Genomic DNA, 13062 nt, shown 5'->3' on the forward strand with positions numbered 1-13062 from the left:
AAGCAACAAATTGTCATGAGAAATTTAGGTTTTTTTTTATAAAATTTTAGTTAAAACTAACTATATCGGTCTAAAAAGGCTTACCGTATCAATTCCTGTAAGCCTTTGGTTATTTTATTATTAGTATATCCTATATGTATCTGTCTTGCTATATGCTCCGTATATCTTTTTACCACCAACCTTTACGAAGGCACGAGCTTTGATATAATAAGTACGTCTTGATAATGCATTATTTATTGTAAACTTTGTCTTTTTATATGAATTTGAAATCAACTTTTTAGCATATTTGAAGTTCTTATTTGTGGAGTATAAGACCTCATAGCCGCTCACAGTCTTGTCCTTACTTACTTGCAAGCTAATCTTGCCATATTTTGTACCATATATATATCTGCTTTCTGTAGAATAAATATATACATCTGAAGGGATAACAGTTATCTTCTTTGACTTCGTTATTCTTCCATCATAAGTAGATACACTTATGGTTGTCGTGCCATATTTGTCTGCTTTAATATCGAACCCGTTGTCAGCATCATAATCATATATGCCGCTGTTCTTACCTTTACCTAGGCTTAAAATCTTGCCATCTACCGTAACTCTAACTATTTTCTTAGCACTTTCAGGTAAAAACTTGATACCTAGGTCTAAATTCTCACCTAGTCGGATAATACTCGGCGTTTTATCAAGTGAAAGTCCGGTAATAGGCACCAAGTCAAAGAAAGATACCTCATACGACAGCGGTGCACTAAGCCCTGTGATATTAACTCTGAATTTCTCCCCTGCCACATATTTTTCGATTCCATCAGGCCTGAAAATGATACATCCCTGCTTACCATATCCGCCATTATCTACATTAAAATAACCATCCGCAGAAGACTTGCTAAACTTCCAGGTCTTATTGTCTGAAAGCCTAATAAGTTCTACCTCTACGCTGTCACTTACTGCATAGCCCATCGATATGCTCCATGGGAAATCCTTGTTAAAATACTCTGTAGGCATATTCTGTGCAGGCCAGATTACGCCGTATTCAGGTGAATAGGCTGATGAGTCATCTAAAACATAGGCAGCGGTATAATTGTTGTAATAGCCAAAGCCTGTTGCCTTCATAGAAGGATTTAACAGCCAGCGTCTGTGTCCCAGCCTATCTATGTTTGAAGAGTCGCCATCCTCCATATAGCCATATACTAAGCTGGTGTCTATATTGTTATAGCCCATAGCTATATTGCTGTGAGATGCACCCTCTGCACCTATTTTGTATACTTCATCTGACATTCCAGCAGGCTTTTCAGGATTATGTGTAAGAACGTCATTTACAGAATTTACCACGCTTGCCCCCTGAGCCTGTTTTACGTACTCATCATTTAATACCACATCAGAAGAAAGTCCTGCTATATATCTAATCTGATTAAGTGTATTGAGTGCAGACTGCAAGGTCTTATACTTTAATCTTCCAAGCGAATACGGTGCCTTACCAAGAGGCTCTTCCTCATATTCTACAGGCGATGTAAAATCAGCAGGATGCTCCTTTACAAACTCCCTGATTTCATCTTCTGTATGATAGTCTACATTGACACCTACATTTTGCGTGTTTACACCAGAGTCATCGCTGTAATCATCATCCGTATACAGATTGGTATTACTGTTATCGTAGTATTCGTCCGCCTTGGCAAGATAAGCATTATTCCCCGTATTTACAAAAGGAAAACCCGTAATTATCACACCTGTTAATAATGCAGCTATTATCTTACTCTTACATCTTCTTCTCATATCTCCCTCCTATTTTAAACAAAAAATAACCCAAACTACTTGTATTTTACATTATTCTGATTCAGGTGTCAAAATATTTGACTACCTAATCCACAATCATAAAATACTCTCAGTAATTTGGGTTATGTTTACTTATACTTATCTAAACTTAACTGTATATACTTCAAAAGGCCTAAGCTTCAGGCTAACTGCCTTCACTTTCTTTCCATAAGCATTGACAGCCTCTTCTACCTTAAGCTCCTCTTCTTCATTTTCAAGGAGGTCACAGGTAAATGCCTTGTTAAACTCAGTATCTACCAAAAGCTTAACTGTAGTCTTTGCATTATCTCTCTCAAAAAGTCTGATTACAGTGCCTTCACCTTCCTCAGCCTTCTTGATTGTCTCTATTACAACATTCTTCTTATCCACATTTGCGAAGGAATATACATCCTCAGCCATAGCCTTCTTCACTGTCTTTAGTGGCTGGTTAAGATTGTACGCTTCATCAGAAACATTGCTATAACGCCAGCTCTCTGCGTGAGGATAGAGGGCATAGGTAAAGAAATGCTCTTCCTGGTCAGTAGTAGGATTAGGCTCAATACCGGACTTAATAAGAGTGAGTCCAAGTACACCGTCTCTTATTGAGTGCCCGTACTTGCAGTCATTAAGGAGGGCTACACCATAGTGTCCCTCTGAGAAGTCCATCCACTTCTGAGCACAGCTTTCAAACCTCGCCTCATCCCAGCTTGTGTTGGTATGTACCTTTCTTACTGCATTACCGAACTGAATCTCAAACGTAGCCTCATCTGAGTGAATATCTACAGGGAAGTGAACCTTAAGGAGATGCTGATTATCCTTCCAGTCTACATAGGTTTCGAAGTCTATTCTCCTGTTATCTGCATAGAAGTGAATCTTCTGTCTGATGAAGGAGTTGCTTATCTTTCTCTCTACAAGAAGGGTAGCTCTTACTTCACCAATTTCAATCCACTCTAACTTTTCTACAGAGAGAGCATCCCAGTACTTTTCAGTATAGAAGATATCTATATCCCAGTTATCATAGTAAATAGGCTTATCCTCATACATGCGAAGAAGATTGCCCTTTTCTCCTGCTTTAAGTACCTCTCTATCATTTTCCTTGTCAAAAATACTTGAAAAAAGAGCATTTTCATCAAGTTCAATCTTATAAAATGGAGTCTCAAGGCTCTTGTCTCCATTAAGCGTAAAAGGACTTTCAGGCTTTGCTTCTGCCTTATCAAAATACAGGGTCCTATATCCCTTTGAAGGGATATTCTCTACAAAGGCAATGGCTCCATCCTTTGTTGCCTGGACCTTTACTGCACTTCCATCCTCGTACTTAAGTCCCTCATAACTTCCTTCTGGAAGTATGGCAATATCTGAACGGTTATGTCCTGTAGTATTCCATACAGTTATACCTTCTTTATCCTCAGCAAGTGTTTCAAGTCTTGCTGAAGTCTCCTTCTCAAGTTCCTTTGCAATACGTGCATACTCTTCCTTTGTTACCTCGTATACTTCTTTGATTGAAGAACCCGGAAGTATATCATGGAACTGGTTAAGAAGGACAATCTTCCACATGTCATCAAGCTCTTTAACAGGATAAGCAATCTTCTTATCTGCAAGAACTGAGAAGAATTCAAGGTCCATAAGTCCAAGCTCTGACTTTCTGTTGCTTCGCTTATTCCTTGCCATAGAAGTATAGGTTCCTCTGTGGTACTCAAAGTAGAGCTCACCTTCCCAGGTCTCAAGCCTCTTGTTGTCCTTAACCTTTGCCTCAAGCTCTTCAAAGTATTTACCTGCGAATTCTCTTCTTACCTTAGGGATACCCTTAACTCCCTTTTCCATTCTTCTAGCGGTTTCAAGCATTTCTCTGGTAGGACCGCCGCCACCATCACCAAAACCGTATGAGATAAGGATGTCGTTATTAATACGCTTGTTCTGATAACGCTCCCAGCCTCCCATAAGTGCGTCAGGATGAAGCTCACCGTTGTAGGTTGTAAAGAAATTCACCACAGGCTGCCCTATGCCAAGTGTGGTTATCATATGTGTGAATATCTCTGAACCATCTATACCACGCCATATAAAGGTATCGTTAGGTATCTTGTTAAACTGGTTCCAGGCAAGCTTGGTTGTCATAAAGTACTTGATTCCGCTTCTCTTCATTATCTGAGGAAGAGAACCTGAATATCCAAATACATCTGGAAGCCAAAGTACCTTGTTGTCTACACCAAATTCATCCTTAAAGAATTTCTTTCCATGCATGAACTGCCTTACAAGTGACTCACCGGAAGTGAGATTACAGTCTGCCTCAAGCCACATACCGCCCTCAGGCTCCCACGCTCCCTCTTTAACCTTTTCTTTTATCTTCTCATAGACTTCAGGATATCTTTCTTTGAGGAATACATAGAGCTGTGGCTGACTTGACATAAACTTATACTCAGGATATTCCTCCATAAGCTTAAGTACTGTAGCAAAGCTTCTTGCAACCTTTTCTCTGGTCTGTGCAACCGTCCACCACCAAGCCACATCTATATGAGTATGTCCTATACAGGTAGCTATTACATCGCTATAGCCTGCCTTCTCCTCATATAAGGCTTTTTTAAGATACTCGCGGGCAGCCTTAATTCCATCATAAAACTCTTTTGTATAAGGAGTTCTAAGGTCTAGGAAGTTAACCGCAGTATTGAGAATTTCTTCAATATCCTGCCTGTTCTTATCATCCTCAGCCATCCTAGGGAAGGCGGCAAGCGGTACCCAAAGGTCAAAGTAAAGACCTTCCACTTCCTCATCAATCTCGATGATGGATGCAATGAAGAGGAACTCATCGTGAAGAATTCCGCTATATGCCTGTATATCAAAGTTAATCTCATCCCCACTCTTAAAGTTCTCTCCAAGGAAAAGGAGTCTGTGGTTCATGTCCATTCCCTGTACTATTTTATTGTTGATAAATACAAGGAACTGTGGGTTCTTAGCATCATCCCATTCATCAATCTGTGTAGCAAGCTTTAAGAAGATTCTCTTTCCTGCCATGCTCTCAGGAACCACGAATTTCTTCTTAAACCAATAATGCTTGTCCTTGCCATACCAGTGCATATTTAAGGAATCAAACTCTGCAAAGTCAGGCCCGGCACTTTCTGCCTCCTCAGGTCTAAAAAACTGTCCTTCTTTGTACTGCCATTTATCCAGTTGAAGCTTTTGCTTCACCTTAAGCTTTTCAAGATTGTCACATATAACCTTGACACGCTTATCTAAATATCTCATAAATCCCTCCTTAAGCCTAGGTTTATAGTGCGTTCTTTTTCACGTAGTCAAGAAGTCTCTCTACAGTTGTAAATGCAAGCCCTGTGACTGTATCTGCACAGCCATAGTATATAGCAATCTTTCCACTTTCTTTATCATGTAAGGCAGCACAAGGGAATACAACGTTTGGAACATCTCCCATACATTCATACTGCTCCCAAGGAGCCATAATATAATTCTTGCTGCGGGCAATCACCTTCCAAGGCTCATCCATGTCAAGGAGTGCCGCTCCCATACGATATACAAAGCCGTTACAGGTGTTAATTACACCATGGTAAATCATAAGCCAGCCTTCAGCTGTCTCGATAGGAATAGGACCAGGTCCTATCTTAGTTGACTGCCAGGCAGAAATGTCATCTTTAATTGTACCCATTACGTGTCTATGCCTGCCCCAGAACTCCATATCCTTACTCTGGCTTATAAATATATCACCAAAAGGTGTATGACCGTTATCACTTGGTCTGTTAAGCATCATATATAGACCGTTTATCTTTCTAGGGAATAAAACTCCGTTTCTGTTAAACGGAAGGAAGGCATTTTCAAGCTGTACAAACTTCTTAAAATCAAAGGTGTAAGCAACACCTATTGTAGGACCGTGATAACCGTTACACCAGGTCACATAGTATCTGTCCTCTATAAAACAAACTCTAGGATCATATCTATATTCTCTCTTAAGTATCTCTTCATCTGCGCCTTCAAACTTGATAGGCTCATCTTCTATCTCCCAATTAATTCCGTCTTTACTCTTACCAACAAAAATATCCATACTTATGGAACGGCTGTCACATCTAAATACCCCTGCAAAGCCGTCTTCAAATCTAACCACTGCACTGTTAAACACACTGTTTGAAATCTTGTTTCCATCTCTTCCTATAATCGGATTGCCCGAATATCTCCAAACCGGCTCTTTTCCTCCGGTATTATCTTCCTCCCAAGGTATCTGAGGTAATTTATTCTCACTATTCATCTTCATTCTCCTGATATTCTAATCTTGAAAAGAGTTTTTTCCGTCAATCGTCACATTACGGACAAATTCGGGAAAAAACTCTTCTATTTTCATAAAACAGTGTCTAATTTTGTCTTATGTTTATCTGTAATTTAATTATTTTGCAGCGTTAATCTGCTCCTGAGCCTTCTTCTGCATATCGTCAAAGCCTGCTTTTCTCATCTCTTCCATCATCTGTGGAACTACCTTCTCAGGATCAGATGTACCTGTGAAAAGCTCACTCTTATACTTGTTGTATATCTCAACGCAGTTAACCATTTCATCTTCAAAATCAGTTACATCCAAGTTGATACCAAGTACAGGTGATGCGATAGCCTTAGCGTTAAGCTCCTTAACCTCATCCCACTGATTGAAGTCTACATCATCTCTCTGTGATACGATGAAGAATGAACCCTGTGTATAACCAGCCATCTTCCACTCGTCGTTGTTCTTGTGAACCTTCTTGTCAGCTGTGTATGTCCAGTCATCACCTTCAAGACCATAGAAGAATGAATCTCTTACATAAGGATCTGTGTTTACAAGCTCTAAGAACTGAAGAGCCTTGTCAGGATGCTCACAGCTAGCTGAAATACAGTTAAGAGAACCACCAACTGTTACGTTTGAAATAAGTGTATCGCCCCAAGGCACTGCTACTACTTCCTCACCCATGTTAGGACCCCATACTGTCTTAGCGGCACCGCTCCAGCCCTGCTCAATACCGAAAGGTCTGTATTTTGGCTTCTCAGCAAGTGTAGCTGCGTCAGCATTGATAAGTCCGTCCTTGTACCACTTATGAAGTAGTTTAAGCTCTTTCATAACATCTTCCTGCTCGAAGATAGGAACAAGCTTCTTAGAGCTGTCTGAGAACTTTACACCAAGTGCTGGAAGCCCCATGCTGTCATAGTTCTTTGCAAGTGAGTTAGATACACCTTCCTTATTAAGGATAAATGGTGCTGTCTTCTCGCCATTCTTAATCTTTGTTAATGGCTCTGTTAAGTCCTCAAGAGTCTTTAACTTGTCAACATCAATATTGTACTTCTCAAGTAACTTCTTTACAAAGATAAAGTAAAATGTCATTGAGCTGTCCTTATATGTAGGTACAGCATAAATCTGTCCGTTTACCTTTGTTGCATTCCAGTAGTCTTCTGGCATAGATGCAAGAAGCTTAGGTGCGTTATCCTTAAGAAGGTCTGTAATATCAAGGAATGCTCCCATCTTTACATCCTGTACATAGGTATTAGCATTGGTAAACATAATGTCATAGTCACCACCTGTATTTACAAGTGTACTTCTTCTGCTGTCCCAATCACCCCAGCTTACTACTTCAACGTCGATATTTACACCGATTTTATCAGCTAAATACTTGTTGATATTTTCCTGCCAGGCCTTGTAGTTATCAGGCTGGCCGCTGCCTACCTGTACCCACTTGAGATTTACTATCTCGCCTGTCTTTGCATCACTTGTCTTAGATGCAGAGCTTGAAGTCTTGGAGGCAGAAGCTGCCTGACTGGTTGTGCTTGTCTTAGACTGGCTTGTCTTTTCCTCAGTCTTTGCTCCACAAGCTGCAAGGTTAAAAACCATAGATGCTCCAAGAGCTAAAGCTAACAGTTTTCCCCATCTTTTTTTCATGTTAAAGTTCTCCTTTCACTTTTTACACATTTTATCTAAAAGCTTAATAGCTTAAGATTTAACCCTTAACCGCACCTATTGTAAGTCCGGTAACAAAATATCTCTGGAAGAATGGATAAGCACAAGCTATAGGAACTACTATAACTATGGCAATCGCCATTCTTACTGATTCTCTTGGCATGGTTGCCAGATATTGCTGAATACTTACACCACCATCCGGATTGCTTGCAAGGAACTGTATGTTCTTGACCATGCTGTTAAGCAAAGCCTGAAGTGATATGAGGTCCTTATTTCTTATGTAAAGAGATGATAAGAACCAATCATTCCAGTAACCAAAGCTTAAGAAAAGTCCGATTGTAGCAATTACCGGCTTTGATATAGGGAGCACTATTTTGCTAAATATACCAAGCTGAGTAGCTCCGTCTATCTTAGCCGACTCAATAACCGAGTCAGGTATTGTGGTTCTAAAGAATGTCTTACATATAATTATGTTAAAAGACGAAACTGCAAGCGGAAGTATGAGTGCCAAAAGCGTATCACTAAGGTTCAAGAGCTTGTCGTTTACAACGTAGCTTGCAGCAAGACCACCGTTGAATATCATCGGTATGAATATAACCCAGGTAAAAAAGTTCTGTAGCTTATAGCTCTGTCTTGAAAGTACATACCCCATCGAGGTAGTAAGACCGAGTCCGAGGATTGTACCTCCCATTGTTACTATCACCGATATCCAGAGTGCCTTTAATATCATAATCCTTTCTTTCCAAAGATACAGATAGGCTGCACTTGAAAGCTCTGCCGGTACAAATCTGTAGCCATACTCAGCGAGAGAAGCCTCAGATGAAATCGAAATAATAAACACGAAAATTACCGGCACTATACACATTAAGGATAAAATTATAAAAATAATATTGAAAACAATGTTTGTTCCGGACTTAATCTGGTTAAGTCCTTTACCCTTCTTTACATTTTTATTTTCCACTTTAATTCTCCTTAGTTAAATGATTGCCTGTTCTTTGTTTATCTTCTTAACCACAAAGTTTGCTGCAAGAATGGTGATACAGCAAGCTATAGACTGAGCTACAGAAGCTGCGGCAGTCTTTCCGATAGGAACATTTGACTGCAATGCATTATAAACATAGGTATCAAATGTGGATGCCACATCATGTAAGGAAGCAGGAATCTGCTGTGTTACCTGATAGAACAAACCGAAATCTGAGTAGAAAATTCTTCCCACATTCAATATGAACATCATTATAATTACTGACTTAAGGCTAGGCAGTGTAATGTACTTGGTCTGCTGCCATTTGTTTGCACCGTCAATAACCGCAGCCTCATAAAGGCTTGAGTCAATACCTGTGATGCAGGCAAGATAAACTACCATGCTGTATCCGATACTCTTCCACTGCTGCATAAATATCAGTATGAAAGGCCAGTACTTAGGCTCCGAATACCAGTTTATCTTTTCCATTCCAAAAGAGGATAAAATGTTGTTGATAAATCCCTTATCCTGGCTGAGGAAAGCATATACAAAGTAGCTTACAACTACCCAGGACATAAAGTGAGGAAGGAACATCATTGTCTGATATACTTTGGACTTAAGCCTGCTGTGAATGAGACTTATCATTATGGCCAAAGTAACAGGAATGATAATTCCAAGAATAATAAATACAATGTTATATGCTATAGTGTTTCTAAGCAAAAGCATAAAGTCATTTGAGTTAATAAAGTACTTGAAGTTCTTGAATCCAACCGATTTACTTTGAAAAAGGCTCTGCAGGAATCCTGTCCTAGGTCTTAACCTAAATTCCTTAAAAGCAATTACAATACCAAACATAGGCAGGTAACAAAAGCAGATGTACCAAATAAATGTAGGTATACCGAGCAAGGTCAATTCGGTGTCATCTCTTGTCCACTTTTTCTTTTTCTTAGGCAGAGTAGCTTCTTTTTTACTGCTCATTATTTTCCCTCCTGCTGTTTTGAAGAAGTATTAGTAAGCCCCTTCCATTTCTAATCTAAGTTACATTTTATCATATCAATTAACATTTTGCAACATTTTATTTACTAAAATGTTGCAAATAAATATTTTTGTTAACATACAATTAATAAATGATGTAAATGTTTACCAAGGCATCCTATTATTGAGTTACTTAACTGTAAAAATTATTCAGTTATTCCCCTTAATCTGTCTGCATACCAAAGCACAACCTTAGTTACCCTTCCAAGCATACTCTCCTTTGAGTCCGCTCTATAAATCTCCTTATACTTCATATACCATATTTCAAGTTCTTCCGCAAGCTCGAACTTCACTTTCTCATCTGAAGTTTCAGGCATTACAACCGCCCTTCCTACTCTATTCCAGATATCAATACCTGCAATCGCATTGTCAGCCTTATTAAACTCATTTCTTTTAGCACTATCCATAGAAAGCACTGTTTTTCTAAGCTTCCTTCTGATTTCTAACAACTCTTTAGACGCTCTGTCTACATCAGCTATTTCAGCCTTAAACCTCTCAAGTCTATCGGTTAAGGCCTTGTGGCTGTTAAAGCCTGCAGGGTTTGTCTTCTCATCAAAGTTTGCTGCATCTGCAAAGCCTTCAAATAAAAGCACAGCACTCCACCAGTCATATATCTGATTGAGAGCGGCCTTCTCCAGAAGCTCAATATAGGTTTCTGACTTGTCATCATACTCAAGGAAGGATAGGGCTTTATTTAGCTCTTCCTTTCCTACTCCTTTTTCTCCTGAATAAGCATCCAGATTCCAGGTAAATACTCCACCATATACTATTCCCGGTGTCGTAAATGAAGGATTGTTTAAATGCCCAAAATCACCCCACTCAGTATTTAATAGTCCTATGGCCTCATATTTTCTTGCATACCCGCTCATAATCTTAACATTAGAGTATGAGGTGTCAATTCTATTTATCAAAGTATTCCAACCGCAAGCACCCGGACAAAGGTAAAGGTTAGCCCCGGCCTTAGCGATAGGCTCGCAGATATCATCTTTTTGCTCAGCCATATAGCCCCAGGCCATGCATATGGTCTCTGTAGGAAGCTCCTTAATAAACTCAGGAAATTTACGTATAATATCTCCCCAGAACATAGGAATCTTTCCCTTGCTTACTACATATTCACAGAGCTTCTTTAAGAAGTCCATATACATCCTGTCGGTTCCCACCTTGTCAGCCAGCGCCTTAGACCTTCCCTTGCCGAGGTCAAACGTCTCATCCGCACATATATTAACTAGCTTTGAGCTAAATAGCGGCAGATACTCATCAAGCATTTTCTTAACAACTTCAAAAGAACGCTCATCATCTACATTTACTGTATGGTGCTGCATCTTTTCCCAGAACGAAAAAGGCTTACCTGCTGCATCTTCAAGTTCACAGATATCCTCATAGCTCTTTGTTCTAAGCAATTCATAAAGATGACCAAAGCTTGCAAGAGATGGCACGAAGTCAATGTCTCTGTCTTTACAGTACTTATCAAGCTCCATAATCTCTTCCGGAGTAAGCACACTGTCCTCCCTCCACATCTCAGAAAATCCTCTAAAAGCAAAGGACTGCTCTATGTAGAGCTGATATTGATTTAACTTATACCTTGAAAGTAAATCTATCTGCTTCTTGATAGTGTCTAACTTAAAGCTTCTACCTCTTGCCTGATCCATGTAAAATCCTCTGGCAGGTATATCAGGCTTATCCTCTATCCTAAGAGCAGGAAGTAAGGCCCCCTTGTTTCTTATAATCTGGCAGAGAGTCTGGATGCCATAACCAACACCTGCTCTGTCCCTGCCTAGAATCTCAATCTGTTCTTCTGTTATTGAAAGTACATAGCTTTGTGGAGGAAGTGCACCTACAAGTCTTAGACTGATATCACCCTTATCTGCTGTTCCTGCAGTTAGCGTGGCTTCTATGCCGGCATAACGAAGAAGCTCATCCCTTAAGACCTTTGGCAGTGCCCAGCCTGTGCTTGTCTTTAGTCCTTCACTCTCTGAAACTATTCTTATCCCGGATTCTACGAAGAACTCACCGTTTGTTTCTGTAAGTTTTTTTGGTTTTGGTAAAAAATGCATGATATATACTCCTTAATAAATATATTTTTGTTTTAAAAGTATTTAAACATACTTCAACTAATTGAATAGTAATATGTATTTAAAAATATTTCAAGATGTTTTGTAAATTAATTGAGTTTTGTATTGACATGAGTACTTTAATTTTATTATACTTAACATAAGTTAACAAAGCAATTAACATTGTATATATATAATTGTTGTATACTTTAAAATGTTTTGCTATCCAAATTAATTTTTGTATTACTTAGCTAAACAGCTATACAGCGGGGGAGGCGGATTGACAAATGAGTAAAGTTACTATGCAGGATATTGCCGATGCACTTGGAGTATCAAGGGTGAGCGTTTGGAAGGTGTTTAACGATCAGCCCGGTGTCTCAAGCACTTTAAAACACAGCATATTGGACATGGCTTCAAAGCTTGGCTACAATAGCCTTTCTGCAATCACTGTCTCTAACAAGGATATGAATAACTTTAAGAATGTGTCGCTTGTAGTGTCAAGGCCTGATTCTGCTGTCTTTTGGATAGATATTATACACAGTATGGCAAAGGAACTTGCCCTGCACAATGTTAACTTACTGTACACATACATACAAAGTTCATACGATAACAATTTTCAGATACCTGATATACTTACAGGTGACAATGTAGGCGGAATTGTAGTTATGAACCTTTATGACAGACATATTATCAAGAGGTTAATAAAGCTTCCAACCCCTAAGGTTTTTCTTGATACCGTGCCTTCAATAACCGAGAAGATGCTTGCCTGTGACCTTATGTTAATAGAGGGAAGAAGTGCTATCAGTGCTATAATAGATGATATAGTGAAGAAAGGCTGTTCAAGGCTTGGCTTTATAGGAGACTTAAATTATGCAAGAACCAATCTGGAGCGTTATCAAGGCTTTGTGGACGGTCTTGCACTGCACAATATACCTCTTGACCCTACCACATGTTATACCGATTCGATAGGAATATCCAGTTACCAGAGTAAAATATTTGAGTTTTTGGATTCGATAAAGGAGATGCCGGATGCCTTTATCTGTGTGAGTGACTATGTGGCACAGTTTGTTGCCATGTATATCTCAGAACACCCTAAGCGCTTTAATAAGCCTATACTCCTTACCGGTTTTGACGGAAGCAAGGAGTATGTCAATGTTGCAGATAAGATTACAACAGCCAGTGTAAATACGAGACAACTTGGCAGAAGGCTTGCTTTACAGGTACTTTACAGAATGGAGCATCCTGCCGCACCTTATGAAACAGTTTACATACATCCTGAAATATCCTACTTTAGTTCTATTTTTCCTAATTAGATGAACTATCTG

General features: G+C 39.3%; 8 protein-coding genes. 1 reads left to right on the top strand and 7 read right to left on the bottom strand.

Annotation, left to right across the window (positions count from 1 at the left end; all coding sequences use genetic code 11):
- Window positions 1-120: 120 nt before the first annotated feature.
- The 7 genes from JJN12_RS07265 to JJN12_RS07295 form a co-directional block, all read right to left on the bottom strand.
- Window positions 121-1764, bottom strand: a complete 1644-nt coding sequence (locus tag JJN12_RS07265) for a CAP domain-containing protein (RefSeq protein WP_208429051.1) — start codon at window positions 1762-1764, stop codon at window positions 121-123.
- 138 nt (window positions 1765-1902) lie between these two features.
- A complete protein-coding gene (locus JJN12_RS07270; protein ID WP_208429052.1) occupies window positions 1903-5019 on the bottom strand; it encodes an alpha-mannosidase in 3117 nt (1038 codons plus the stop codon).
- A gap of 22 nt (window positions 5020-5041) precedes the next feature.
- Window positions 5042-6025 carry a glycoside hydrolase family 130 protein gene (locus JJN12_RS07275; RefSeq protein WP_236013726.1) on the bottom strand — a complete coding sequence of 328 codons (984 nt, stop codon included), beginning with the start codon at window positions 6023-6025 and terminating at the stop codon, window positions 5042-5044.
- A gap of 135 nt (window positions 6026-6160) precedes the next feature.
- Complete coding sequence (locus JJN12_RS14465; RefSeq protein ID WP_208429054.1) at window positions 6161-7672, bottom strand: ABC transporter substrate-binding protein; 1512 nt, start codon at window positions 7670-7672, stop codon at window positions 6161-6163.
- A 58-nt stretch (window positions 7673-7730) separates the two neighbouring features.
- Window positions 7731-8651 carry a carbohydrate ABC transporter permease gene (locus tag JJN12_RS07285; protein WP_328706794.1) on the bottom strand — a complete coding sequence of 307 codons (921 nt, stop codon included), beginning with the start codon at window positions 8649-8651 and terminating at the stop codon, window positions 7731-7733.
- A 15-nt stretch (window positions 8652-8666) separates the two neighbouring features.
- Complete coding sequence (locus JJN12_RS07290) at window positions 8667-9629, bottom strand: ABC transporter permease (protein ID WP_208429055.1); 963 nt, start codon at window positions 9627-9629, stop codon at window positions 8667-8669.
- A gap of 203 nt (window positions 9630-9832) precedes the next feature.
- Window positions 9833-11740: a beta-N-acetylhexosaminidase gene (locus JJN12_RS07295; protein ID WP_208429056.1), complete on the bottom strand. Its 1908-nt coding sequence runs from the start codon at window positions 11738-11740 to the stop codon at window positions 9833-9835.
- A gap of 284 nt (window positions 11741-12024) precedes the next feature.
- Between JJN12_RS07295 and JJN12_RS07300 the strand changes: the two genes are divergently transcribed.
- Window positions 12025-13050: a LacI family DNA-binding transcriptional regulator gene (locus JJN12_RS07300; protein WP_208429057.1), complete on the top strand. Its 1026-nt coding sequence runs from the start codon at window positions 12025-12027 to the stop codon at window positions 13048-13050.
- Window positions 13051-13062 lie beyond the last annotated feature (12 nt).

It is taken from the genome of Catonella massiliensis (genome assembly GCF_016651435.1).
Lineage (GTDB): Bacteria > Bacillota > Clostridia > Lachnospirales > Lachnospiraceae > Catonella > Catonella massiliensis.